This is a genomic window from Pseudoalteromonas sp. AOP7-A1-14, from assembly GCF_052376275.1.
In the GTDB taxonomy this organism is placed as follows: Bacteria; Pseudomonadota; Gammaproteobacteria; order Enterobacterales; family Alteromonadaceae; genus Pseudoalteromonas.
Genome location: NZ_JBQSVO010000048.1, coordinates 1 through 24,992, shown reverse-complemented (window position 1 = coordinate 24,992; position 24,992 = coordinate 1). Strand labels below are relative to the sequence as shown.

Below are 24,992 nucleotides of genomic sequence, written 5' to 3'. Positions count from 1 at the left end.
GCAAAGTAGTAAGATCACTGAAGATAGGAGAAAGGTAAACCTAATAAAATGTAGGTGCAAAAAAGCTCTACCTAGGTAGAGCTTTATTTGAACACACAATGATTTTTGACTTTTTAGTAACCTTAGTTACTACGTACAGATACAAACTCAGGGTAAGCATCGATACCGCAGTCATGCTGATCCATACCACTTAACTCTTCATCTTCTGTAACGCGAATACCCACGGTTTTCTTAAGTACAGCCCACACGATTGAAGAAGCGATAAATACGAAGCCTAAAATACAAACTAAACCGATTAACTGAGTCATAAAGTTTGCCTCTGAATTCGAAATTGGTACTAGCATAATACCTAATGAGCCACACACACCATGCACTGAAATAGCGCCCACCGGATCATCAATTTTAAGCTTATCTAAGGTGACAATGCTGAAGATAACTAATGCGCCACCCAATAGGCCACACAAACAAGCCATCAATGGCGTTGGTGATGCCGGTTCTGCAGTAATAACAACTAAGCCAGCAAGCGCACCATTTAATACCATTGTTAAATCAGCTTTCCCCCATAAAATTTTACATAAGAACAGTGATGCTATTGCACCACACGCAGCAGCAGCATTAGTGTTTAAAAATATTTTACCCACCGCTGTCGCATTCTCAGCATCAGAGATTAATAACTGCGAGCCACCGTTGAAGCCGAACCAGCCCATCCATAGAATAAGCGTACCTAAAGTAGCAAGTGGTAAATTTGAGCCCGGTATTGGATAGATTTCACCATTTTTGCCGTATTTACCTTTACGAGCACCTAGGAATAATACCCCCGCAAGCGCCGCTGCAGCACCAGCTCCATGTACAATAGACGAGCCTGCAAAATCAACAAAACCCATTTCAGATAGGAAGCCGCCGCCCCATGTCCAATATCCTTCAATAGGGTAAATAAAGCCCGTCATTACTACAGTAAAGGCTAAAAATGCCCATAACTTCATTCGCTCAGCGACAGCTCCAGATACAATCGACATCGCTGTTGCCACAAATACTACTTGAAAGAAGAAATCAGATTCAAGAGAATGATCAGCACCTTCAGATTGAGTGCCTATTAGTGCACCAAACGAAGGAATAAAGCCGCCTTCAGTGTTATCTACATACATAATGTTGTAACCTACTAATAAGAACATGGTGCAAGCAATTGAAAATAACGCCACGTTTTTAGTTAGTATTTCAGTGGTATTTTTAGCTCTAACTAAGCCTGCTTCTAGCATCGAAAAACCTGCTGCCATCCACATTACCAATACACCCGACATTAAAAAGTAAAATGTATCGAGCGAAAACTTTAGTTCTATTATTGTGTTTTCCATAAATTCCCCCTTAAATTGCTTCTTCGTCTAATTCACCGGTACGAATACGGATGATTTGATCTAAGTCATAAACGAATATTTTTCCGTCACCTATTTTTCCTGTTGACGCTATTTTGGTGATGGTTTCAACCACGCGCTGACAATTTTCTGTGCGCGTTGCAATTTCAAGTTTAATTTTTGGAATAAAATCGACTTGGTATTCAGCCCCACGATATAACTCGGTATGCCCACGCTGACGGCCAAAGCCTTTCACATCGACAACAGTCATCCCCTCTATGCCTAAATCAGCCAGTGCTTCTCGCACATCATCAAGTTTGAATGGCTTTATTATTGCACTAATCATTTTCATAGTGGCCCCCTTCGGACGCTTATTGTTATCCTGCTTGGTGCTAGATAATCCAACCTTTGTGCCAATATTTATTTTTATTTAATTACATGAACTTAAACTAATAAGGCAGATTAAAAACTAAAAAAACGCACTGTTTTGGTGCGTTTTTTTTGCATCTTATCTGTACTGGTGCAAAAGACTGAATCACCACTGACCATACCACCGCGGTTATGGTGCTACGCCTGATACAGCGCTTTATCAGCAAGGTACATGGTATCGAAACTCACACAATGAAAATGCATATAAGCCAACACTCATCGTAATAGAGAGTGGTTGAGCATTAATTTCGAACACATGATCAGATAACCATAACCTAAACTTTTCTAAAACTTTATGAGGCACTAACAATGCAACATTGTTAAGCTCCAAACAAACGTTTCACCGCTAACGCAGGTAAATTTTAAAGCCCTAAAACGAATTACGTATTAATAAGGTTATTTATTATCGAGTAATCCCCCTTCTCGTGGAATTACTCGATAACAAAACTCTTCGTTCATAAACGGTGTCGTTAAAGTGTCATAGCACTATATTTAATTAAAAGTGCAGATAAATCATTGAGGCCACAAAATTTACGCACACTTTCAACGAGCTAAAAACTATCCATAGTCGGCATTGCATAATTAGTAAGCAATAATTTTGCTAGCATACAGACTATTTATCGACTTCATCTCATAGATTTGTAACTAGTCTCATTAGTTTGTTATTTACCTAAAAATTTATTTTAATAGCTGAAACTCTTTTTAAGGATCACCTATGACGCTAAGTAAAATTATTAGCTTATCATTAGTTACCGTAAGCTTAACTTTTTGCACTCTTGCCAGTGCAGATAACCAACGCCGTATAGATGTAGATAGTAAAGTTGTTACCGAACACAAAGCACGTATTAATGACGAACGCTTTTCATACACTGTCGCCACGGGTACACAACCTGTATGGGATGATAAAGGCGATGCCGTTGCTACCCTACAATACACTTATTATAAACGCGACAAAGTAGACGACCGCACAAAACGCCCACTCGTTATTTCTTTTAATGGTGGCCCGGGCTCTGCATCTGTATGGATGCATCTTGCTTATACTGGCCCACGAGTATTAAAAATTGATGACGAAGGCTATCCGGTGCAACCCTACGGCGTTAAAGACAACCCTTACTCAATTTTAGATGTCGCCGATATTGTCTATGTGAACCCAGTTAATACAGGCTACTCTCGTGTGCTTGAGAACAGCGAAGGTGAATTACCAAGCAAAGACGCGCAAAAGAAAATGTTTTTTGGTGTTAAGGCCGATATAAAATATCTTGCAGAATGGTTAAACACCTTTGTAAATCGTAATGAACGTTGGCGTTCACCTAAGTTTTTAATTGGTGAAAGCTACGGTACAACCCGTGTTTCAGGCTTAGCTCATGAATTACAAAACCGCCAGTGGATGTATATTAATGGCGTGGTATTGGTGTCTCCCACCGATATCGGCATCAAACGTGACGGTCCAGTAAAAGCCGCTAACCGCTTGCCTTACTTTGCTGCAACCGCCTGGTACCACAAAGCATTAAGCGCAGATTTACAAGCTAAAGATCTCGACGAATTACTTCCTGAGGTTGAAGAGTTTACTGTAAATAAACTAATTCCTGCTATTGCTAAAGGTGGTTTTATTGGTGCTGATGAAAAACGTCAAATAATTAAACAAATGGCTAAATATGCAGGCGTTTCTGAACAGTTTGTGAGCCAAAATAATTTAGATATACCGACAAACTTTTTCTGGAAAGAGTTACTACGCGACCGCGGTCAAATGATAGGCCGTTTAGATTCGCGTTATTTAGGTATTGATAAGCGCGATGCTGGCGAATCACCTGATTACTGGGCAGAGCTTACTTCATGGTTACACTCATTTACCCCAGCAATAAACCATTATTTACGTGAAGAACTTAATTACAAAACTGATGTTAAATATAATTTATTTGGTAACGTTCACCCATGGGATCGTAGTGGCAATGAAACAGGTGAAAACTTACGTTTAGCCATGGCACAAAACCCATACTTAAACGTAATGATCCAGTCAGGTTACTACGATGGTGCTACCAATTACTTTGACGCTAAATACACGCTTTGGCAACTTGACCCTAGTGGGAAAATGCGTGACCGTTTAAGCTTTAAAGGCTACCGCAGTGGGCACATGATGTATTTACGACACGCTGATTTAGAATCATCTAACAATGATTTACGTAATTTCATCATGCAATCATTACCTAAAGAAGGCCAAGCAGCTAAGTACTAAGCTAAGTACTTAAAGTTAATGCTAAAAGCCCGCACAAGCGGGCTTTTTTTTAACTAGTTATAGGCTTATACTAATATACTTATTGTTCATAATAATTGTTTTAGGTGAACTATGGCTGAAAAATTTCGTGTTATGTTTTCTGGGCTTAGCGGACAAGTAGAGCAAGCAGAGGTGATAAAAACACTAAGTGAAAAACTAAAAACTCAGCCACAAAAGGTAACCGGCTTGTTACAGGGTAAATCACTGTTCGCACCCTATGAAAAAAACAAAGCATTAAAGCACACCAAACTATTGGTAAGCCTAGGTATCAAAAGTAAACTACAATCAGTTAATAACACCGTTGCGGAGTCTACAAGCAGCGAAGATAATAAAGCCCGTGATGATCAACATCACTGGCAAGATAACGACCCACTTACTGGGGTTATCGTTTCTACTTCCTGACTTATTTTCTTTTCTTGATAGCTAAAAATCCACCGAAAGTATTTATCAATGATAAACAGCAGAGCACAAATTAGGCAAAAACTACGTAAAGCACGTAATTCCCTGTCAAAAAACGAACAAGAATTTGCAGCCAAACAGCTTAAGTTGAATTTTACTCAACACTTAAAGCATGCAAAAGCCAGCCAAAACTGTCAGATAGGAGTTTATTTTAGCAATGACTATGAAATAGATACATCACTGTTAATTAAAGAACTTTGGTCATTAGGTCACACCCTTAACCTCCCTATTATTCATCCCTTCAATGGCACTACTTTACTATTTCAGCGCTATGAAGAAAATTCACCCATGAAAGCAAACCGCTATGGTATCTTTGAGCCTAAGTTGAATTGCAGTCAAATATGCCCATTACCTAAACTTGATTATCTACTTATGCCCTTAGTCGCATTTGATAAAGATGGTAACCGACTCGGTATGGGAGGTGGATTTTACGATAAAACCTTGGCGAACTATTACCAAGAAAATTGGCACCAACCGCAACTTATTGGCCTTGCACATCAATGCCAACAAGTACCTAAACTCCCTATTGAATCATGGGATGTGCCATTAAAATGCATAATCACCCCAGAGAAAGTTTTTCACTGGTAAGCCGTTTCTCTTACTAATTGAGCATAATATTATGACGCAAGACGAATTAAAAAAAGCCGCTGCATGGGCAGCACTTGAGTTTGTAACAGACAACACCATCGTCGGTGTTGGCACAGGCTCTACGGTAAATCACTTTATTGACGCACTAGGGTCAATTAAAGACACAATTAAGGGCGCAGTTTCAAGTTCAGAAGCTTCTACTAAAAAGCTAAAAGGCCTAGGGATTGAAGTATTTGAGCTCAATGATGTTAGCACTTTAGATGTATACGTTGATGGCGCTGATGAAATAAACCAAAGCAACGATATGATCAAAGGCGGTGGCGCCGCACTAACCCGTGAAAAAATTGTTGCCGCAGTGGCCAAACAGTTTGTATGTATTGTTGATGACACCAAGCTAGTAGATACATTAGGTGAGTTCCCACTACCCGTAGAGGTCATTCCAATGGCGCGCAGCTATGTTGCTCGTGAGCTATTAAAACTCGGTGGTGACCCGGTTTACCGCCAAGGCGTAATAACCGATAACGGTAATGTGATTTTAGACGTATATAACTTAGCAATTAAAGATGCCAAACAGCTTGAATTAACAATAAATCAAATTGTTGGCGTAGTAACCAACGGCTTATTTGCTCATCGCAATGCAGATAAAGTCATTATAGGCACCAAAAATGGTCCACAAATAAAGTAATAGGATGAGGATATGAGTAAGGTATCGTTAGCAAAAGACAAAATTAAAATTCTCTTGCTTGAAGGGGTTCACCAAAGCGCAGTTGAAACACTAAAACGTAATGGCTATAGTAATATTGATTACGTAAAAACCTCTCTACCTGAAGAAGAGCTGATTGAGCGCATAAAAGACGTGCATTTTGTAGGCCTTCGTTCTCGTACTAATATAAATGAAGCCGTACTAGAAGCCGCTGAGAAACTTGTCGCTGTGGGTTGTTTTTGTATTGGTACTAATCAAGTCAATTTAAACGCAGCTCGCGAACGTGGTATTGCGGTATTTAATGCACCATTCTCTAATACCCGCTCAGTGGCCGAATTAGTACTCGGTGAAATACTATTGCTACTTCGTGGTATTCCCAAGCGTAATGCCATGGCGCACCGTGGCAACTGGTTAAAGTCAGCTAATGGTTCATTTGAAGCTCGTGGTAAAACTTTAGGTATAGTCGGTTATGGTCATATTGGTATTCAGCTAAGCATTATGGCAGAAAATATTGGCATGAATGTCGAGTTTTATGACATTGAAGACAAGCTTAGCCTAGGAAATGCAACCCAAGTACATAACCTGACTCAACTTTTACAACGTGCTGATATAATTAGTTTACACGTGCCAGAGACACCACAAACTAAAAACTTAATTGGTACAGCTGAACTTGAAGTAATGAAACAAGGCGCTATTCTCATCAACGCATCACGCGGTACCGTGGTTGATATTGACGCATTGGCAGAGTCATTACGTGATAAAAAAATCAGCGGTGCAGCTATTGATGTATTCCCAGTTGAACCAAAATCAAACGATGAAGAGTTTGTTTCACCACTTCGTGAATTCGACAACGTCATTTTAACTCCGCACATTGGTGGTTCAACTCAAGAAGCACAAGCAAATATAGGTATTGAAGTAGCAGGAAAGCTTGCTAAATACTCAGATAACGGCTCAACGATTACCGCCGTTAACTTCCCTGAAGTATCACTGCCAGAGCTTGCCAATCGCAGCCGCTTACTACACGTGCATCACAACCGCCCAGGTGTATTAACGCAAATTAACCAAGCGTTTGCTCAGCATGGCATCAACATCGCCGCTCAGTACTTACAAACCGACGAAGCAATTGGTTATGTAGTAATCGATGTCGATACCGACCAATCTGAAGTTGCACTTAAAGAATTAAGCGCAGTTGATGGTACGGTTAGAGCTCGTATATTGCACTAAGATCTGAGTTACAAGTTACAAGTTACAAGTTACAAAATTAAGCCGTACTTTTGACAAAGCACGGCTTTTTCTTGGGCTTTAAAAAAGTTATAACTTTAAGTAAGATCGCAAATGCAAGATGAAGCGACCTAATCCAAAACACTGATATTATTTGATAAGTTTCTTTTCGTTAAAACTCGCTGCGTTTAAATAAACCAACGGCGAGCTACTAGCTGTTTTTAACCTTCATCTTGAAACATTAAACTGGTAAAGCTCAATAAAAAACGCGAAATCAACCCGCGCTTTGAGATTTAAGTGACTTGTAGGAAATGGCTTAAGCCATGAAGTTACCTAAGAACCTTATTCTAGAGCATGTTGCCTTGCGCGACTTTATTAGAAGTAGCAAACCAGACAAGACAACTTCTCGCTCTAATTATTCACCTTTCACTTTTAGATTTATGAACTTGGCGAGTTCCTCAGGTTGCCCCATAAGCGTCATAACCTGTTGGTTTACTTGGGTCATGGTTTGCCCTTCTGGTAAGCTAGCCGATATGCTGAATGAGTTAAGCCCTGAGCTAAACTCTGTCATGGCTTTGCGTAAGTCTTCACTAACGGCAATTTGTTGCAACTCTTGTGCAACCAGCTGTTGCATTTGTTCAAAAGTTAAACCTTGTTTATTAAGCGCTTCTTCAACGACAGGTTTTAGTTGCCCTTCATTATTGATATTTAAATTAATTGAACGTAGTTCAAGTTCATTCATAGCCTGCATCACTAGAGTTTGAATTTGTAGCTGTTGTTGCATGCTAATTTCTTGGCCTGAAGATTGTTGCATTTCAGCTGCTTTAAGCGACGCATTCATTAATGCAGTTGCTTTAGTGACACCTAGATCAAATTGTACATCAGCAATATCATTAGCATTAACATTGACTGCCAGCTCTATGCCACCTGATTCTTCATCATAATCCATTAAGCTAGACAGGTCATAAGTTGCTTTTGCTAATTTATTATTTGAACCTTGTGGTAATTGAGCAATAAACTCTTCACTAAACTTAAATGCTTCAACGGCTACTTCAGTGTGTTCAGCTATTTTATTCGGCTCATAACCGCTCATTTCTATACGCTCTACCGTTGCCATTGGCTGATCATTTGAGCTAATAAACGAAATACCTGAAAACTCAACACCACTATTAAATATACTTGCGCTGATATCGTCATAATGAGTTGTGACGCCAGTTTGCTTAGTAAACATCTCTAATTGATGATCAACTTCTTTTTGCACCTTTTGTGTGACTGTATGATTAGCATAGCCCACGCCTCCTATACCAGCGGCCACTACAACAGCTGTCACTATTAATAATTTATTCATGTTATTTCCTTATTTTAATACGGCTAAATAGCACCAATCATAACAACTACGTGACTAGTTAATCAATGATAACAACTCATGCACCGTTTTTACTGGAGTAATTTTAGCCCCCAGCCCTTCCATTGACTTATGATAATTACGATATGGAATAAAAATTTCAGTAAAGCCGTGTTGCGCCGCTTCTTTCACTCGCGGTACACCACTGTCAATAGGCCGCACGTCACCATTTAAACTAAGCTCGCCCATAATGCAGGTAGTACGTGATACTACAAATTCATTTAAGCTGCTTAGTAGTGCGCTAACTAGGGCTAAATCAATACAAGTTTCAGACTCATCAATTTTTAAGCCTCCGACAATATTAAAAAAAGTATCATGGAAAATCTTAGTTTTTGTGTGCTTACGTAAAATACCCGTCAACATTTTAATCCGATTCATATTAAGCCCCACACACACTCTCTGTGGAAATTCCGCCTCGGTTTCGGTTGTTAAGCATTGTATTTCTAATAATAAGTTGCGGTTACCTTTACGAATACAGGTAATTGCTGAGCCGGGTGACTCAGTAGTAGAGCCAGATAGAAATATTTCACTGGGGTTATCTACACTCAACATACCTTTTTCGCACATTCTAAAAATACCCACGGTATCAATATCACCGAACCGGTTTTTATTCGCTCTGAGTGTACGTATTTGGCCATCATTGGTATCAATATGTAATAACGCATCAACAATATGAACAAGAGTCTGGGGCCCTGCAATCTCATTATTTTTATTTACATGTGCAATCAAAAACATGGTGACATTGTTTTGTTTACAATATTGCGTAAGCGCTTGCGCCGCACTTTTTACTTGTGAAGGTGACCCCGGTGTCCCGTTAGCATTTTCAGTAACCACGGCTTGAATTGAGTCGATAACTGCAAACTTAATTTGATTTTTATCTAATTCTTCAACAATGCTTTCGACGCTAGTTTCAGAAAGTAGGTATAGCTGTTCAGGGTTATAATCAAGCTTTAAACGGTTTACCCGGTTTTTAAACTGCGATAGTGACTCTTCTGCGGTGCAATAAAGAGACGGAGTTGTTTGTGACATTCTGGCAACTAAGTCTGACAACAAAGTGGTTTTACCCGCTCCCGGATCGCCTGAAATAATATTGACAGAGCCTGTTGTTACGCCGCCGCTTAAAACGCGGTCTAGTTCGCCAATACCGGTAAGGTTTTTTTCTGCTTCAGTAGTGTGTACATCATTTATTTTTTTAGACCCCCCCCCCGCGTTACCAGCATAACCTGCAACAGCAGCACGACTAGCAACCGATTTACTTTGCCCGGCACCGGGTTTAAATTCAGCTAACGTATTCCAAGCTCCGCACTTACACTGCCCTTGCCAACGCTGGTAATTCATACCACATTCGGTGCAAACAAACTCGATTTTTGACGCCTTTGCCATTACTGAAAACCTTACCTATAGGATTAACGAATATAAGCAGCTTCACCACTTACCTGCCAACGACTGGCTTAAAAGGAGAAACGTAAAAGACGATTATAAACAATTTCTATTCGATAATCTTGTTTGCATAATATTATCCTTGCCAGCGCCAAAATTGAGCACCACAATCGAGTATTACCAAAAGTACCAGGCCTATCTACGGCGCTGCGCAATATGGTAACCAAAAGCGTTTGTCAGTTTCCGTTTTACCTTCACAAAGAGGCTGCACACCTGTTATTAAGGATATAAGCCGCCAAGATGCGCCGAGTTTACTTACGTTATTTCTCCCCGTTTCGATCCTCGCAAAAACACTATTGGAGAAGCCATAAAAAGCCGCTGTACCGACGGTGATGCCTATGAGCCACAAACTTTATTTATTAAAAAAGCGCACAAAGCTGACTTAGTATTTGCTATGCAAATATACATTTGACGCACCGATAGACCTGATACTGACTACTTATCAAATGAACTAAAATACGTGAGCCAGTACGCGCATCACAAGGCAAAAGACGTTGAAGAAGCACTATGGTTTGTAACCGAGGTGGGAGATATGATTGATATAACTCAAGAAGCGCTTATTCATTTAGACTTAGAACCTAAGTTAATCACCAGAATAAATAAACGCAAACAAAGTTGCTTAAAACGACTACGCTGATTTCATATGTGGAATAGTCAATAAGTACAGTAGTTGTAGTAATGAACCTTGGCATATTGCTGCGGTGGCCTGCTCAACTACTTTAGGTTTGCCATGCACAGCAACACCTAAGCCCGCTTGCGACATCATCACTAAGTCATTAGCGCCATCGCCAATCGCAACAGTTTGCGAGCTAGGTAAATTTAGCTGCTGTTGAAGCTGCTTGAGCACTTTGGCTTTTTGCTGGGCATCCACAATTGTGCCCAGCACCTTCCCGGTTAGTTTATTGTCTGAAAATTCAAGTTCATTTGCGTGCACCTCATCTAAACCTATTAACTCCTGCACGCGCTCAGCAAAAGGTACAAAACCGCCAGAGGCAATCGCTAAATACCAATTATGCTGTTTAAGTACTTGGCAAAGTGCTTTGATACCTGGCATTAGCGGTAAGCTTTGTTTTAATTCATTAATCAAACTTTGCTCAATACCGCTAAGCTTTGCCACACGCTGGTGTAAACTTTGGCTAAAATCAAGCTTACCCGCCATTGCCTCAGCGGTGACACTAGCGACTTCATCATATACGTTTGCAAGGCGCGCTATTTCATCAATACACTCGATTGTGATTGCCGTTGAGTCCATATCCATTACCAATAAGCCAGGCTCATTTAAGCTTGGCAAAGTGCTTAGTTGCACTAATTGGTAACCTTGTGTTTCACTAAAGGTTTTTAATATTAGCGGGTTAATTGCGCCGCTGGCATTTGGGCTATAAAAGCAAAGTGCCGGAGCAAGAGCTAAGTCAGCTTGGTAATAACATAACTGAGTAACATCATGTTTATGCTGTGTAAAAAACTCAAGCGCTTGAGTTATCAATTGCTCACTAAGCTTGCCGCCAAATGCCACGCTGAAAACACCTTCACCGCTCACTGGCACCTGCGTACTTTCTCTGACACCATCTTTGTTAAGTGTGAACCACTGCCCTTTTTCAAGCGTAGCAAGAGACACAGGTGAAGAGGTTAAGCACTCCTCAGACATAATAACTCCAAATAAAAGACTCAACCCCGCCAATAAATGACAGTTAATTCGCCATTGAGGGGGATTTAAGGTTATAGTTAGCTTAGTTGTAACATCAAATGCAAAAGCTGTCAGCAGCTCAAGCGGTGACTATGAAAAATAAACATATTAAAAACCCAATTTCAGCATCACAAAGAAGACGTTTAGTGCGCTTAGGTGTCGCCGCTGGGTGTTTTTTATTGCTTACCTGGGTTGCCATTAATAGCAGCTTTCAAAGTCACCAATTACTTTATGATAATGCCGACAACACAGCAAAAAGCTTAACCCGTTTAATGGCGCTTAATGCCACTTCCTTGTTACAAGATAAGAACAAACCGGCATTAAACCAGCTATGTAATAATATAAGTAAAGATAAATATGTATTATCAGCCACGGTTTATGACCAACAAGGCGCACTTATTGCCAATAGTGATAATTGGCAGCCGCACCATGTCCTTGGCAAATTGCCTAATTCAACGCCAGGAATAAGTAAACTCAAAACGCCATTTATAGAACCTGTTTTTAGTGATAATGAACGCCCGCTAGGCTTTGTAAGCGTTACTTACTTAACACGGGCAGCGATAGCTGATAGTCACAGTCACTTCCATGATTTAGGCCGCCAAGTATTATTAATGTTGGTGATCACCTGTATATTTACATGGCAACTAGGGAGTGGTTTAAAGCGCTGGCAAGTTAATCGTTATATGCGAAAAACCTCAGAGCATGAATCATAAAGCTGTTCAGCAAGCTTTGCTTTAGCTTGCTCATCACTTAATTGCTTTAGCTGGCAAAGTACTGCAAACACCTGCTGTATCTGCAGTGGGGTGTTTATTTTCCCTTGGAAGCCAGCCAGCGGCATCGAAGGAGCATCAGTCTCAAGCATTAAATGCTCTACACCTAGTTGAGCAATAACTTGACGTGTTTTTTGTGCTCGTTGATAAGTGATCACGCCTCCAACGCCTAACTTAAACCCTTGCTTAATATAATACTCTGCTTGTTGCATCGACCCTGAAAAAGCATGAATAACGCCGCCCATCTTAGGCTTACAGCGCTTAAATGACTGAGCAATCAAATCATGGCTTTGCCGATGGTGAACAATAAGCGGCAGCGCAAGTTGATTAGCAAGTTCTATTTGCCCTTCAAATAACCGGGTTTGTTTTTCAAGATGATCAACACTGCGATCAAGTCCACACTCACCAATGGCAATTAAGTGCATTTTGTTACTATGAGCGAAGTCACTAAGCTCAAGTAAGTGATCGTTTTTTTGGTTTTCTAGGTGTTCTGATAAAAAGTAGGGATGTAACCCTGCGCTAATTCGTACGCTTGGATAAATTTTAGCAAAGGATATTAATTTTTTAGATTGTGCCAAGCTAACGCCCGGCACAATAAAATACTTAATATCTGTTTGATGACACTGGCTGATAAGCTGCTGACGGGTATCATCAAACTCTGAAAAGTCGAGGTGACAATGAGAGTCAATAAACACAGTTTATGGATTTAACCGCGCAACAGTCCAATTTTTTTCGGCATGACGTTGATACATAAAACGGTCATGCAAACGGTGCGCACCGCCCTGCCAAAATTCTATTTTAGTAGGTACAACACAATAACCGCCCCAAAAATCGGGTAATGGGATTTCACCCTCTGAGAACTTTTGCTTCATTTTAGCAAAAGTTTCCATCAGCACTTTGCGTGATGAAACGGGCCGGCTCTGCGCTGATGCCCACGCAGCCAATTGGCTTTCTTTAGGGCGCGATAAAAAGTACTTAGCCACCGCTTTAGTAGGTAATGGTTTAGCTTCACCATAAACAATAACTTGGCGCTCCATGGTATGCCATGGAAAGTGCAATGAAACTTTATTGTTACCTTTAAGCTCTTGCGCTTTACGTGAGCCAGTATTAGTAAAAAAAACAAAACCTTGATCATCAAGGTGTTTTAATAACACGATCCGCTGTGAAGGCTGCCCAGTTTCATCAACCGTCGCCACTACCATCGCTGTAGGATCAGGTAATTGAGCTGTTACAGCCTGCTCAAGCCAAGTTGAAAACTGCTTAAAAGGAGAATCATTGAGCATCTCCTCAGATAAACCATCTTGTAAGTATTCGCGGCGAATATCTTCAAGTTTCATAATCAAATCCTTCTTTATAAGCAATCAACTATAAAATTACTTAATCACACTCAGTGTCACTTGCACCTAAAATTATCTGTAAGTGTAGAAATGCTAGCAAGGCAATAAAGTTATTTTACCTAGGAGCATACGGTTTGTATGTAACTTAGGCTAAATAATTTTATCAACGCAGCTAAAGCGAACTACACGCAGCAGAGTCCACCTAAGTAGTTTAGCCTAAAACAAGGCGGAAAACCGACTTATCCCTATGAGCATACGTGTTGTATGTGATTAGGGTCAGTCGGTTTGACAACGCAATATTAGGTTAAAATACGACGGTGGTTACATTTGCTCCATGACTTCTATGCCAAGTAGATCCAACCCCGTTTCTAATGTTTTAGACACTAAATTACACAGCACTAAACGGCTGTCACGTACGCTTGGCTCTACATCATCTTTAAGCACTGGGCATGCTTCGTAGAATGTCATGTAAAGACTTGCTAGCTCATATAGGTAGCTACATAACACATGCGGAGTGGCCTCATTGATCATTTGATCAAGCACTTCTTCTAGTTGTAGAAGCTTTAATGCGAGTGCTTTTTCTTGTGGTTCTGCAATGGAAACATCGGCATCAAAAGCGCTTGCATCAATACCTGATTTACGGAAAATGCTGCGCACACGCGTATATGCATACTGTAAATAAGGGGCTGTAGCGCCTTCAAAGCTCAGCATACTATCCCAGTTAAAAATGTAGTCACTGGTGCGATTTTTTGATAAATCTGCGTATTTAACCGCGCCAATACCTACTTTACGGGCTATTTCACTGCATTCTTCTTCGCTCATATCTGATTCACGCAGTGCTAATTTTGCTGCGGCGCGGGTGATTGACTCTTCAAGTAAGTCTGCTAATTTTACTGTACCGCCGGTACGGGTTTTAAACGGCTTACCATCTTCCCCCATCATGGTACCAAACGGGCAAAATTCGTAACTTGTTTGCTCGCGTAACAAACCAGCTTTACGTGCTGTAAGCTCTACTTGATTAAAGTGCAGACTTTGACGTGCATCAACAAAAATTAAAATTCGCTGAGCACCGAGTTTATTTGAACGGTAATCACAGGCTGCTAAATCAGTAGTTGCATATAAAAAGCCACCACCGGATTTTTGCACAATAAACGCCGATGGCTCGCCATCTTTGTTAGCCAACTCATCTAAAAACACCACTTGGGCGCCTTGTGATTCAACGGCAATATCTTTATCTTTTAATAAAGCAATAATATCGTTAAGCTCGCTGTTATAAGCGCTTTCAGCCATAATGTCGGCTGATGTAAGCGTTACATTTAAGCGCTTATATACTTCTTCAGAATGCTTAACTGAAGTGGCAATAAATAGCTTCCATAACTTTTCACAGTGCGCATCGCCACCTTGTAGTTTTACTACGTAGTTACGCGCTTTATCGGCAAAGCCTTCTTCGTCATCAAAACGTGTTTTAGCATCACGATAAAAGGTTTCCAAATCAGCTAATGCAACCGCTTCTAAATCTACACCTTGATTAATTTGATCTTCCAAATGCGCAATCAACATACCAAACTGAGTACCCCAGTCGCCCATGTGATTTTGACGAATAACAGTATCCCCCCTAAACTCAAGGGCGCGTACAACCGCATCACCAATTATGGTTGAGCGTAAGTGGCCTACATGCATTTCTTTAGCAAGATTTGGTGATGAGTAATCAACCACTACTTTTTGCGGTTTTGCATGTTCTGCAACAGCCAATTTTTCGTCTTGGTTAGCCGCTTTTAAGCTTTGCGCTAAAAACTCAGGCTTTAAATGAATATTGATAAAACCAGGACCGGCTATTTCAGTTTTGTCTGCAATATCGCTCACATCGAGGTTATCAATAATTTTTTTTGCAAGCTCTCGCGGGTTTGATTTCATTTTTTTAGCAGCGCCCATCGCGCCATTAATTTGATAATCACCAAATTGCGGGCGAGTACTTTGTGTAACAGCAGGATTAGTGCCTTCAGGTAAGCCTGCAACAGTCATTGCTGCGATGGCTTTTTCGATTAAAAGAGTACGGATATTCATTGTAAAATTACCTTTATCGCCCACTTTGCGGGCACTTAAATTTGGGCTTAGTTTTCGCGAGTATGGCTAAACTTAATATCTGGGTAACGCTCTATCGATAAGTTTAAATTAACTCGACTTGGTGCGATATACGTTAGGTTATCACCACCATCAAGCGCTAAATTACTTTCACACTTGCGTTTAAACTCTTCAAGCTTCTTAACATCATCACTGCTTACCCAGCGTGCAGTGTTAACACTAATACCTTCGTAAATAGCATCAACGTTATATTCTGCTTTTAAGCGCGCTACAACCACATCAAACTGAAGTACACCTACAGCGCCTACAATTAAGTCATTGCTGATAAACGGTCTAAATACTTGTACCGCACCTTCCTCTGCAAGCTGTACTAAGCCTTTTAATAATTGTTTTTGTTTTAGGGGATCACGCAAACGAATACGACGGAATAGCTCTGGAGCAAAGTTTGGAATACCGCTAAATTTAAGCTTTTCACCCTGTGTAAAGGTATCACCAATTTGAATCGTACCGTGGTTGTGTAAGCCTATAATATCACCAGCATAGGCGCCAGCTGTGCGTTCACGATCGCCTGCCATAAAAGTAACCGCATCAGAAATACTAATTTGCTTACCAATACGTACATGATTCATCTTCATGCCTTGGTTGTACTTACCCGATACAATGCGCATAAAAGCAATACGGTCGCGGTGCTTAGGGTCCATATTGGCTTGAATTTTAAATACGAAACCGGTGAAGTTTTCTTCGTCTGCCACAACTTGGCGATCTTCTGTTTCACGCGGCAGCGGCGTAGGCGCCCATTCAGTTAAGCCATCAAGTACATGGTCAACACCGAAGTTACCAAGTGCAGTACCAAAGTAAACTGGCGATAATTCACCAGCTAAAAATAGCTCTAAATCAAATTCATGAGAAGCACCAATGACCAGCTCTAATTCATCACGTAACTGCGCAGCAAGTTCATCACCAATAGCTACATCTAGCTCAGGGTTATCAAGTCCTTTAATGGTACGCACTTCTTGAATCGAGTGACCTTGGCCGGTTTTATATAAAATCGTTTCACCACGGTGAATATGATAAATACCTTTAAACTCTTTACCACAGCCAATTGGCCAAGTAATAGGAGCACAAGCAATTTTGAGTTCTGTTTCAACTTCATCAAGCAGCTCCATTGGATCACGAATATCGCGATCACACTTATTCATAAAGGTAACGATTGGAGTCGTACGCAACCGTGTTACTTCCATTAACTTACGAGTACGAGCTTCAACACCCTTTGCTGCATCAATAACCATTAAACACGAATCTACCGCTGTTAGCGTACGGTATGTATCTTCAGAAAAGTCTTCGTGTCCTGGCGTATCAAGCAAATTAACAAGCGCATCGTTATACGGGAACTGCATTACCGAGGTAGTAACCGATATACCACGCTCTTTTTCCATTTCCATCCAGTCAGATTTTGCATGCTGTTTAGAGCCACGGCCTTTAACAGTACCGGCCCTTTGAATCGCTTGTCCGAATAACAGTACTTTTTCGGTAATGGTGGTTTTACCCGCATCCGGATGCGAGATGATCGCAAAGGTACGTCGTTTATTAATTTCACTAGATAAATTAGACATGTAAGCCGCTTTAAGTCATAACAAAGTACAGCTTAGATAGCTTTTTAATAAGCTATTCAAGCTCACTTTAAAAATAAAATAGAATTGCGCTTATTATACCCAAACGGCCTCAAGATGCGAGTTTCAGTTGGAATTAAAAGCGATTTAGACAAGGCATTAATTGCAAGTAATTAACAAGCACATACTATCTCAGCCAAATCCATCATGCCTAGCATAAGCTTGTGTATTTTATTGGTTACGCATATTATTGATAGATTGCACGGAGGATAAGTAGTTTGGTCATGAAAACCAGTAAGTTAAGTATTAGATTATTGTGGTATATAACACCCCTTGTTATTCTACCTCTGCTATTTTTAGGTGGCTTTACACTCACCAATGTAACTAACTCAACGAAAAAACAAGCTGATTTAATAATGAGCCGTTTTGTTGAACAACAGCAACAAAAAATATTTAACTACGTTGACTCATTTCATTCAACGGCAAAGCTACTGTCAACATCTCCGGTACTCAGTGACTTTTTAGCAAATGATGTTAGTGAAAATAGTAATTACACACGAAAACACGGCGCTTTAATGGATGTGTTCGCTAGTTACTCAGAAGCTTACCCTGATATTGTTAGCGTTAATTTAGTCTCTCCAAACGGTAAAAGCAATGCCTACTATTCAAGTAATTTGAATACACCTCCTAGTAATTACCCGTTTTTACCACAAGTACTGCAAAGCAATTTACGCCAACAACAATTTATGGTGCAAAAACCCGACGGCACCACGAGTCTTTATTTTATTCAACGTATTTATAGTGTTGATTACCACTTAAAGCACCCACAACAACTAGACTTTATAGTTGTTCATGTTGAGCCTTCGATTCTTAACAGTAGTATTTTAGAATCCCCTTATAACAACACGCTTAACTTATTACTTACCCAAGAAGGCAAAATTTTATTTAGTTCTGATTACGATATGCGCGGGCAATTTGTTAGTGAATTTGAATTAAAAGAAATTCACAAATTAGCTGATATCAGTAAACTAGGCACTATTGAGCTGTCGAGTATTGATAAAGTAGAACGGATGATTTATGCGGCGCAAATGAGTGGCGGTTATTATTATGTATCGACCATTCCTAAAGCGCATCTTTATCAATCTGGTAAAGCGATTAGCATGATCACAGCCCTTATTGTTATTATTTCAGTGATCACATTACCTATTTTAATTTTCGTTGTGGTTCGCAATTTACTTCTAAACCCTATAGAAGCCCTAGGCGCTGCCAGCCATCGCGTAGGTGATGGCGACTTATCGGTATATTTAACGGCTCACGATAATGACGAAGTCGGTGTATTATTTAACGACTTTAACCACATGGTTAATCAAATTCGTCATTACCAAGATGAACTTGAAGAATATAAACACCACCTTGAAGATAAAGTAGAAAGTCGAACCAAAGCGCTTGAAGCAATGAACAATAAACTTGAAGTAGCTATTACTCAAGCTGAACAGGCGAACCAGCTCAAAAGTCGCTTTTTAGCTAATATGAGCCACGAAATCCGCACTCCACTTACTGCTATTATGGGCTTTACAGAGCAACTATTACATAACCAACATGCAAGTGATGATCAACACCATTTAACCACTATTTTACGAAACTCAAAGCACCTCTTAGAGCTAATAAATAATATTTTAGATTTATCAAAAATTGAGGCCGAAAAACTAGAAATTGATCATTCAGCATTAAGTGTTGTACAACTGGTCCATGATATTGATGCGATTATCAGGCCGCTCTGTAATGAAAAGCGACTTAGTTTTGAAGTTAATTATAAACTCCCAATTCCTCATACAATTTTTACCGATGAAACACGCCTTAAACAGGTCCTCATTAATATTGCCAGTAATGCCGTTAAATTTACAAAAACTGGCTTCGTAAGTTTAACTATCGAATACCTAGAACAACAGCAACTGCTTGAGTTTATTATTGAAGATACAGGCATAGGCATGTCTGAACGAGAAGTTGAACGGGTATTTAAGCCCTTTGAACAAGCCGACACCACCACAACACGCCACTTTGGTGGCACCGGGCTGGGTTTATGTATTTCTAAAAATTTATCACAATTACTCGGCGGTAACGTTTACTTAAAAAGCCAATCGGGAGTGGGCAGTCGCTTTTGTATACAAATAGCTTGTCATCTAAACCAAGCAGAACAAACGATACCGATGTTTACTGAGCATTCAGAACTAGTACCCGCAAAAGATACCCACTTATCATTTGCTAGTAATACTTTTGATGCCCATATTTTGGTCGCTGAAGATAACCCAGATAACCAAATGCTTATTAAACTATTACTACAAACTTGGGGGCTTGAACCAGATATCGCCAACAATGGTGCTGAAGCAGTTGAAATGACGCTAATGAATGATTATCAGTTAATTATTATGGATATGCAAATGCCGGTCATGGGTGGTTTAGAAGCCACGCAAATGCTACGCCACGCTGCTTACGACGGACCAATAATTGCACTAACTGCGAATGTAATGAAATATGATGTCGATACCTACATTAACGCAGGATGCGATAAAACACTGGCAAAACCAATTGATAAAGAGGAACTAGAAAGCGTACTGGTTAAGTATTTAAATATTGAAAAAAACAGCCAAGACAAGTGGGATAGTTTACTTAATAGCGATAAATTCCAACAAATAAACAATAGCTATCGCACTAAATTACCTGATTACCTAAACCAAGTTAATAAATTACATCAAAATAAAGAGTGGGAAGCGCTGCGTGCGCTTGCTCACAGCTTAAAAGGCAGCGCTGGCTGTTTTGGGTTTAATAACATTCATGATGCTGCAGATGCACTTGAGGAGAATTTACGTAAAAACGATATTACTCGTCGTGATTATTTAGTCGTTAACTTAGTAGAATCGATTAACTTCACCCTAAAAAACAGCTAACCAAATGCGAGAGTTAACCCCATTAAAATAGCATCTTCAAAGCCATTTTTAGCCGGCTCATCACTGGGATAATAATTTTTACGTACTGACATTTCACTAAATCCCGCGCGTTCATATAAACTAATTGCACGAGTGTTAGTTTCGCGTACTTCTAAAAATAAGTTTTCAGCATTATGCTGTTCGCCATAAACGATAAACTCAGCAAGTAACTGTTTAGCAATTCCCTGCCCCTGATAATTAGGTGCGACGCAAATATCCATTAAAGTAAAATCTGGTCCTGCTTTTTCACCAATATAAAACCCCACCATGTCCTCACCTTGATAAGCTGCAAGGTTAAAATATCGCCCAGCTAAGCATGACTGCATGGTTTTAATTGTCCAAGGGTGGCTGTGGCAAGCTTGCTCTATTGTCATTAACTCATCAAGCTGTAGATCAGTAACAGATTTAAAGGTTATCAAGGTGGTTACTCATAAGTTGCCAAAGAGTGCGTTTATCGGCGGTGCTTAAACTGCTTTGGGGCAAAAACAGCATACCATCTTGCCAAGCCAATTGTTCACTTTGTATTATTTTTGTAATTTCAAGAGGCGCAAATGCACGCTGCAAATCTTGAAATAACTGAGGACTTAGTTCAAGTATTGGGTTAGTTTGGGCGCCGCGCTCTTTTTGTTCATGCTCTGATACGTGATCATCCGGCTCAACCACACGGAAATGTTGGTTAAGCTCAAGATTTTCAATACCAAAAATAGTGCTGTAACGTGGATGCATAACAACTCAGTGAAAAATTAACAGCAAATAATATATGAAGTATTCAAGACAATGTAAAGTATGAAGATATGGCAGGGGCGGAGAGATTCGAACTCCCAACCGTCGGTTTTGGAGACCGCTGTTCTACCAATTGGAACTACGCCCCTGCAATGACGACGAATTATAAAGACCTTTCGCTAAAGGTAAAGTAAAAGTTCGCTTTTTTAGTTTAACTGCTTTTAAAATAAACAAAACGGCTATTTAGTTAGCTAATTCGCCGTTTTGTAGTTAGTTAGAAAATCACTCACAATGGTTTTTCGCTCTCCAGCATAAACCATAGAAAAAGACACATATATAACAGTGTGTTATAAAAATATAAATTAACAATAAAATAGTTAATATACTGCTCAGATTTAAATGCCCGATTTTTATTACTTTTAATTATCCCGCTCTCTCGATTGATTGACCCATCAAGAGCTCGCCAGCAGTCTGAGCTATGTTACTGTCCATCCAAGCATGGTAGGCGCGCCTGAAGATCACTTCAGACACATTTACAATTGAACAAAACCCTAAGCTTGCAAAAAATTACCCCCAACTATATAGTTGCTACTAACAACATATATTAGTGACTTAAAAATGAATTCAGAACTTAAACGTGCAGAAGCCCTTTATGAGGCAGTCAACCAGCTGATCCGCGTACATCAGTTCCGTGATCGTGAAAGTATTTGCTGTCACAACGTGTCGGTCGCTCAGTGCTATGCAATTGAAACCCTCGTAAAACTTGGCCCTTTAAGGCTTAAAAGCTTAGCTGATGAGATGTGTCTCGATAAAAGTACTACAAGCCGTGTAGTTGATGCATTACTTCGCAAGGGCTATGCGCTCAAGACGTTGGATCCGAATGATCAGCGTGCGGTGCAGCTGTCGCTGACTTCTCAAGGCCATGAGTTATATAAAACTATACGCAAAAGCTTGATTGCAGAAGAGGCATCAATGATAGCTGATATCTCTCCTGAAGTTGTTGATACAGCTCTGGTGCTTTTAAAGAAACTGACCGTAGCTGCACGAGCCCGCTTAGGCGCGTGAGCTATTTTTTAACTTGGTTGTTGTTAGTAGCAACATATTTTAGAGGTTTACCTATGACATATAATGTTAAAAACTTGCCCGTTGCCGTCATTGGCGCCGGTCCCGTTGGCTTAAGTGCAGCAGTTAATTTAATTGATAGAGGGCTCACGCCCATTATTTTTGAAGCAGGTGACAGTGTCGCTTCCAACCTAAAAAAATGGGGCCATGTGCGTATGTTTTCACCCTGGTCATACAATACGGATCCTGTTGCGGTTTCTCTTCTTAAAAAAAAGGGCTGGATCGAGCCTGCTCTAACCGAGTTTCCAACCGGAAGCGAATTACTTGAGCGCTATGTACTTCCTTTGGCATCCCACGAAGCAATTGCTCCACACCTGCATTTAAATACCCGCGTTGAAAATGTCAGCCGCCAATATCACGATATTCTTCGAAATAAAGGACGAGAAAAGGCACCTTTCGTAGTTCGAGTTTCCGACTCTGAAGGTGAACACGACATTATTGTTCAGGCTGTAATTGATGCGTCGGGCACTTATCAAACACCTAACTGGCTTGGCGCTCACGGGGTACCAGCTATTGGTGAGCTTGCTGCTTCTCAATCAATTACCTACGGAGTGCCTGATATCCAAGGCTCTGCTTATAAACAATACGTCGGGCGAACTGTACTGGTCATCGGTGGCGGTCATTCGGCATTTAACGCATTGCAGGATTTAGTCAAACTTTCTGAACAATCTGATGGCACACGTGTTTTATGGGGAATACGTGGCCCCTCCGTCGATAACATCGTGCGCTCACCAGAAAATGATGAACTGCAGGAACGCAGACGACTTGAAGTGCATATTCAAAAACTACTGAATGAGGGTAAAATTGAAGTATTCACCGATATAGCCATTGAAAAAATTAAACGTGAAAACAGTAAATTAACCGTACATAGCCGCTCAGTTCAACTGCCACCGGTGGATAAGATAATTGCCGCAACAGGATTTCGACCCGATCTGAGTCTCCTGTCTGAGTTGCGTACCTCGCTTGATCCAGCGACACAAAGCCCGGCAGGTCTTGGCCCACTCATTGATCCAAACCTTCATACTTGTGGTTCGGTACCGGAGCATGGCTCAGTTGAGCTTTCCCACCCTGAGAACGGTCTATATATAGTGGGAATTAAAAGCTACGGGCGTGCCCCGACGTTTTTGTTAAGAACCGGCTATAAACAGGTTAAATCAGTCACATCTGCCCTTGTCAGCCAAACAGAAAATGACGCTCCAGTTACAGCTGGTACTGCTAACGGTGACCTTTTGGCGACGACTAAAAATTGCTCACAATAACAACCCTACCCTCTGGCCTAGTTATATTACTGAGATTAGCTTTAGTCAGAGGCCATTTTATTAATTACGTTAAGCAAGGTGGAGTGGAATGCGAAGTTTAATTCAGCGTCATCCTCTATTTATTATTGTGCTAGCCCAACTATGCGGCACTTCACTTTGGTTCTCCATAAATGGGGCTGGCTTGGCCCTTATTCACGATGCTGGATTAAACGAAGCTGATCTTGGGTGGTTAACCCTAACCGTTCAGATGGGTTTTATCACCGGCACACTAATTATTGCCATAACAGGTCTAGCAGATAGATTAGCGGCCAACCGTATTTTCGCGGTTTCCTGTTTAGCTGGCGCGCTGGCTAATGCCGGTTTTGTGCTAATAGCTACTTATCAGCCGTTCGATTTATTCTTACGATTTCTCACAGGTCTGTGTCTGGCCGGTATTTATCCTTTAGGTATGAAGTTAGTAATTAGCTGGGCACCTAACTATGTTGGAGCTGCTCTGGCCTGGCTGGTAGGTATGTTAACGTTGGGTACTGCCCTGCCTCATTTATTGCGTGGCATGACGCTAGGGTTTCCTTGGGAGTGGACAATTCTGAGCGCGTCTGGGTTAGCATTGCTGGGCGGTGCAGCTATCTTCATTTTAGGCGATGGCCCGCACTTACCGCCTTCAAACGGCAAAGCACAGCTACGAGACGGGTTTGCAGCCATACGTGAATGGCGTTTTCGTGCAGTTGCATTTGGTTACTTTGGGCATAGTTGGGAGCTTTATGCGCTGTGGACTCTTACCCCATTTATGGTGACTCGCGAAGTCATGCGCCTAGATGCTCAGATCTCTTCTGTTCCTTTGATATCATTTGCCATCATAGCGCTTGGCCTATTGGGTTGTGTAGCTGGTGGAAAACTAAGCCGACGCATAGGAAGTCTGTCAGTAGCACGCTTAGCTCTGGCGTCCTCGGGGGTTATCTGTTTGGTCTATCCATTGGTTGCCTTTTTACCACCTGTCGTTATGCTTTTTTTACTCGCCATCTGGGGGATTACCGTAATCGCGGACTCTCCCCAGCTATCGGCTCTAGCTGCTGAAATGGCTCCAAAAGAGCGAATCGGCTCAACCTTGGCCATAATAAATAGCGTAGGTTTTGCTTTAACCATTCCATCAATAGCATTGACAACAACTTTGTGGCAATCACAGGGAGTTTGGGTAGTATGGTGGTTACTTCCCGGGCCTATCTTAGGGATTTGGGCAATGCATAACCTGCCTCGCCAGGGGTAATGTTTAATTTTGTGTCACCTTTTAGAAGGTACAGTGACACTAAATAGTCGCGACTCAGACGGTGGGTATTGCCAGTCCATTACCCAATTAGCCTATCTGACACCTCATCGTCAGTAACTTACTAATGATGATATCGTCTGCAGGACGTGCTTTAAACCGATGATAGTGCAATAAGAACAATATCAAAATATGTTTCGTCGTCGGCAGTGTTTTCCATCAAAGATTATTACAACCGCCTACTTATCAAATCCATTTTCTCAAAAATGGTGACACCTAGTTAACCAAGCTAAA

At 40.8% G+C, this 24,992-nt stretch carries 22 protein-coding genes, 1 tRNA gene and 1 pseudogene; 12 read left to right on the top strand and 12 right to left on the bottom strand.

Annotated features, from left to right (window positions below; genetic code table 11):
• Positions 1–122 precede the first annotated feature (122 nt).
• Together ACT3RM_RS09255 and ACT3RM_RS09250 are read right to left on the bottom strand one after the other, a co-directional pair.
• Positions 123–1,352: an ammonium transporter gene (locus ACT3RM_RS09255; RefSeq protein ID WP_441835038.1), complete on the bottom strand. Its 1,230-nt coding sequence runs from the start codon at positions 1,350–1,352 to the stop codon at positions 123–125.
• Positions 1,353–1,362: 10 nt separating this feature from the next.
• Positions 1,363–1,701, bottom strand: coding sequence for a P-II family nitrogen regulator (locus ACT3RM_RS09250; protein WP_169020707.1), 339 nt, complete (start codon positions 1,699–1,701; stop codon positions 1,363–1,365).
• Between the two features lie 792 nt (positions 1,702–2,493).
• Here ACT3RM_RS09250 and ACT3RM_RS09245 point away from each other — a divergent pair.
• The 5 genes from ACT3RM_RS09245 (at position 2,494) to serA (ending at position 7,024) form a co-directional block, all read left to right on the top strand.
• Positions 2,494–4,011, top strand: a complete 1,518-nt coding sequence (locus tag ACT3RM_RS09245; RefSeq protein WP_441835039.1) for a S10 family peptidase — start codon at positions 2,494–2,496, stop codon at positions 4,009–4,011.
• Between the two features lie 111 nt (positions 4,012–4,122).
• A complete protein-coding gene (locus tag ACT3RM_RS09240; RefSeq protein ID WP_441835040.1) occupies positions 4,123–4,452 on the top strand; it encodes a hypothetical protein in 330 nt (109 codons plus the stop codon).
• 48 nt (positions 4,453–4,500) lie between these two features.
• On the top strand, positions 4,501–5,097 hold the full coding sequence (locus ACT3RM_RS09235; RefSeq protein WP_441994837.1) for a 5-formyltetrahydrofolate cyclo-ligase: 597 nt from the start codon (positions 4,501–4,503) through the stop codon (positions 5,095–5,097).
• Between the two features lie 31 nt (positions 5,098–5,128).
• The gene (gene rpiA / locus ACT3RM_RS09230; protein WP_441835042.1) at positions 5,129–5,782 is read left to right on the top strand and encodes a ribose-5-phosphate isomerase RpiA; all 654 of its coding nucleotides are present in this window, start codon (positions 5,129–5,131) and stop codon (positions 5,780–5,782) included.
• A gap of 12 nt (positions 5,783–5,794) precedes the next feature.
• Positions 5,795–7,024, top strand: a complete 1,230-nt coding sequence (gene serA / locus ACT3RM_RS09225; RefSeq protein ID WP_441835043.1) for a phosphoglycerate dehydrogenase — start codon at positions 5,795–5,797, stop codon at positions 7,022–7,024.
• Between the two features lie 412 nt (positions 7,025–7,436).
• Here the strand turns inward: serA and ACT3RM_RS09220 are convergent, their stop codons facing one another.
• Both ACT3RM_RS09220 and radA read right to left on the bottom strand, forming a co-directional pair.
• Positions 7,437–8,369, bottom strand: a complete 933-nt coding sequence (locus tag ACT3RM_RS09220; RefSeq protein ID WP_441835044.1) for a hypothetical protein — start codon at positions 8,367–8,369, stop codon at positions 7,437–7,439.
• Between the two features lie 54 nt (positions 8,370–8,423).
• The gene (gene radA, locus ACT3RM_RS09215; RefSeq protein WP_441835045.1) at positions 8,424–9,809 is read right to left on the bottom strand and encodes a DNA repair protein RadA; all 1,386 of its coding nucleotides are present in this window, start codon (positions 9,807–9,809) and stop codon (positions 8,424–8,426) included.
• Between the two features lie 177 nt (positions 9,810–9,986).
• Here radA and ACT3RM_RS09210 point away from each other — a divergent pair.
• Positions 9,987–10,275 (top strand): annotated as a pseudogene (locus ACT3RM_RS09210) (PilZ domain-containing protein); the annotation flags it as partial.
• Positions 10,276–10,326: 51 nt separating this feature from the next.
• Positions 10,327–10,503: a hypothetical protein gene (locus ACT3RM_RS09205; protein ID WP_441835046.1), complete on the top strand. Its 177-nt coding sequence runs from the start codon at positions 10,327–10,329 to the stop codon at positions 10,501–10,503.
• Here ACT3RM_RS09205 and serB read toward each other — a convergent pair.
• Complete coding sequence (gene serB, locus ACT3RM_RS09200) at positions 10,495–11,511, bottom strand: phosphoserine phosphatase SerB (RefSeq protein WP_441835047.1); 1,017 nt, start codon at positions 11,509–11,511, stop codon at positions 10,495–10,497. The genes ACT3RM_RS09205 and serB overlap by 9 nt on opposite strands.
• 131 nt (positions 11,512–11,642) lie before the next feature.
• On the opposite strand from serB, the gene ACT3RM_RS09195 reads away from it, so the two are divergent.
• Positions 11,643–12,263: an AhpA/YtjB family protein gene (locus ACT3RM_RS09195; protein WP_441835048.1), complete on the top strand. Its 621-nt coding sequence runs from the start codon at positions 11,643–11,645 to the stop codon at positions 12,261–12,263.
• On the opposite strand, the gene ACT3RM_RS09190 is transcribed toward ACT3RM_RS09195, so the two are convergent.
• From ACT3RM_RS09190 to prfC, 4 genes are all read right to left on the bottom strand, one after another.
• Positions 12,230–13,015, bottom strand: coding sequence for a TatD family hydrolase (locus ACT3RM_RS09190; RefSeq protein WP_441835049.1), 786 nt, complete (start codon positions 13,013–13,015; stop codon positions 12,230–12,232). The two genes, ACT3RM_RS09195 and ACT3RM_RS09190, sit on opposite strands and share 34 nt — an antisense overlap.
• Positions 13,016–13,018: 3 nt before the next feature.
• Positions 13,019–13,657 carry a pyridoxamine 5'-phosphate oxidase gene (gene pdxH, locus ACT3RM_RS09185; protein ID WP_441835050.1) on the bottom strand — a complete coding sequence of 213 codons (639 nt, stop codon included), beginning with the start codon at positions 13,655–13,657 and terminating at the stop codon, positions 13,019–13,021.
• A 321-nt stretch (positions 13,658–13,978) separates the two neighbouring features.
• Positions 13,979–15,721 (bottom strand): arginine--tRNA ligase, encoded by a 1,743-nt coding sequence (gene argS, locus ACT3RM_RS09180; protein WP_441835051.1) that lies wholly within the window; start codon positions 15,719–15,721, stop codon positions 13,979–13,981.
• Positions 15,722–15,768: 47 nt separating this feature from the next.
• Positions 15,769–17,352 (bottom strand): peptide chain release factor 3, encoded by a 1,584-nt coding sequence (gene prfC / locus ACT3RM_RS09175; RefSeq protein WP_441835052.1) that lies wholly within the window; start codon positions 17,350–17,352, stop codon positions 15,769–15,771.
• 281 nt (positions 17,353–17,633) lie between these two features.
• Here prfC and ACT3RM_RS09170 point away from each other — a divergent pair, with 281 nt between their 5' ends.
• Complete coding sequence (locus tag ACT3RM_RS09170; protein WP_441835053.1) at positions 17,634–20,294, top strand: ATP-binding protein; 2,661 nt, start codon at positions 17,634–17,636, stop codon at positions 20,292–20,294.
• On the opposite strand, the gene rimI is transcribed toward ACT3RM_RS09170, so the two are convergent.
• The 3 genes from rimI to ACT3RM_RS09155 all read right to left on the bottom strand — a co-directional run bounded on the left by rimI (position 20,291) and on the right by ACT3RM_RS09155 (position 21,205).
• Positions 20,291–20,752 carry a ribosomal protein S18-alanine N-acetyltransferase gene (gene rimI, locus ACT3RM_RS09165; RefSeq protein ID WP_441835054.1) on the bottom strand — a complete coding sequence of 154 codons (462 nt, stop codon included), beginning with the start codon at positions 20,750–20,752 and terminating at the stop codon, positions 20,291–20,293. The two genes, ACT3RM_RS09170 and rimI, sit on opposite strands and share 4 nt — an antisense overlap.
• Positions 20,739–21,059, bottom strand: a complete 321-nt coding sequence (locus tag ACT3RM_RS09160; protein ID WP_441835055.1) for a hypothetical protein — start codon at positions 21,057–21,059, stop codon at positions 20,739–20,741. The genes rimI and ACT3RM_RS09160 overlap by 14 nt, the downstream gene beginning before the upstream one ends.
• Before the next feature lie 69 nt (positions 21,060–21,128).
• Positions 21,129–21,205 (bottom strand) — tRNA-Trp (locus ACT3RM_RS09155).
• 469 nt (positions 21,206–21,674) lie between these two features.
• Between ACT3RM_RS09155 and ACT3RM_RS09150 the strand changes: the two genes are divergently transcribed.
• The 3 genes from ACT3RM_RS09150 (at position 21,675) to ACT3RM_RS09140 (ending at position 24,701) form a co-directional block, all read left to right on the top strand.
• Positions 21,675–22,121: a MarR family winged helix-turn-helix transcriptional regulator gene (locus ACT3RM_RS09150; RefSeq protein ID WP_441835056.1), complete on the top strand. Its 447-nt coding sequence runs from the start codon at positions 21,675–21,677 to the stop codon at positions 22,119–22,121.
• 53 nt (positions 22,122–22,174) lie between these two features.
• A complete protein-coding gene (locus ACT3RM_RS09145; RefSeq protein WP_441835057.1) occupies positions 22,175–23,437 on the top strand; it encodes an NAD(P)-binding domain-containing protein in 1,263 nt (420 codons plus the stop codon).
• An 88-nt stretch (positions 23,438–23,525) separates the two neighbouring features.
• Positions 23,526–24,701 carry an MFS transporter gene (locus ACT3RM_RS09140; protein ID WP_441835058.1) on the top strand — a complete coding sequence of 392 codons (1,176 nt, stop codon included), beginning with the start codon at positions 23,526–23,528 and terminating at the stop codon, positions 24,699–24,701.
• The last annotated feature ends 291 nt before the right edge of the window (positions 24,702–24,992 follow it).

Bases quoted from the DNA above. Each gene is read 5' to 3' on its own strand.
- serA (WP_441835043.1), top strand. From the start codon at position 5,795: ATGAGTAAGGTATCGTTAGCAAAAGACAAAATTAAAATTCTCTTGCTT.
- prfC (WP_441835052.1), bottom strand. From the start codon at position 17,352: ATGTCTAATTTATCTAGTGAAATTAATAAACGACGTACCTTTGCGATC.
- ACT3RM_RS09235 (WP_441994837.1), top strand. From the start codon at position 4,501: ATGATAAACAGCAGAGCACAAATTAGGCAAAAACTACGTAAAGCACGT.
- ACT3RM_RS09170 (WP_441835053.1), top strand. From the start codon at position 17,634: ATGAAAACCAGTAAGTTAAGTATTAGATTATTGTGGTATATAACACCC.
- argS (WP_441835051.1), bottom strand. From the start codon at position 15,721: ATGAATATCCGTACTCTTTTAATCGAAAAAGCCATCGCAGCAATGACT.
- ACT3RM_RS09150 (WP_441835056.1), top strand. From the start codon at position 21,675: ATGAATTCAGAACTTAAACGTGCAGAAGCCCTTTATGAGGCAGTCAAC.
- serB (WP_441835047.1), bottom strand. From the start codon at position 11,511: ATGTCTGAGGAGTGCTTAACCTCTTCACCTGTGTCTCTTGCTACGCTT.
- ACT3RM_RS09195 (WP_441835048.1), top strand. From the start codon at position 11,643: ATGAAAAATAAACATATTAAAAACCCAATTTCAGCATCACAAAGAAGA.
- ACT3RM_RS09250 (WP_169020707.1), bottom strand. From the start codon at position 1,701: ATGAAAATGATTAGTGCAATAATAAAGCCATTCAAACTTGATGATGTG.
- ACT3RM_RS09160 (WP_441835055.1), bottom strand. From the start codon at position 21,059: ATGCATCCACGTTACAGCACTATTTTTGGTATTGAAAATCTTGAGCTT.
- ACT3RM_RS09140 (WP_441835058.1), top strand. From the start codon at position 23,526: ATGCGAAGTTTAATTCAGCGTCATCCTCTATTTATTATTGTGCTAGCC.
- rpiA (WP_441835042.1), top strand. From the start codon at position 5,129: ATGACGCAAGACGAATTAAAAAAAGCCGCTGCATGGGCAGCACTTGAG.
- pdxH (WP_441835050.1), bottom strand. From the start codon at position 13,657: ATGAAACTTGAAGATATTCGCCGCGAATACTTACAAGATGGTTTATCT.
- ACT3RM_RS09240 (WP_441835040.1), top strand. From the start codon at position 4,123: ATGGCTGAAAAATTTCGTGTTATGTTTTCTGGGCTTAGCGGACAAGTA.
- radA (WP_441835045.1), bottom strand. From the start codon at position 9,809: ATGGCAAAGGCGTCAAAAATCGAGTTTGTTTGCACCGAATGTGGTATG.
- ACT3RM_RS09255 (WP_441835038.1), bottom strand. From the start codon at position 1,352: ATGGAAAACACAATAATAGAACTAAAGTTTTCGCTCGATACATTTTAC.
- ACT3RM_RS09220 (WP_441835044.1), bottom strand. From the start codon at position 8,369: ATGAATAAATTATTAATAGTGACAGCTGTTGTAGTGGCCGCTGGTATA.
- ACT3RM_RS09145 (WP_441835057.1), top strand. From the start codon at position 22,175: ATGACATATAATGTTAAAAACTTGCCCGTTGCCGTCATTGGCGCCGGT.
- ACT3RM_RS09245 (WP_441835039.1), top strand. From the start codon at position 2,494: ATGACGCTAAGTAAAATTATTAGCTTATCATTAGTTACCGTAAGCTTA.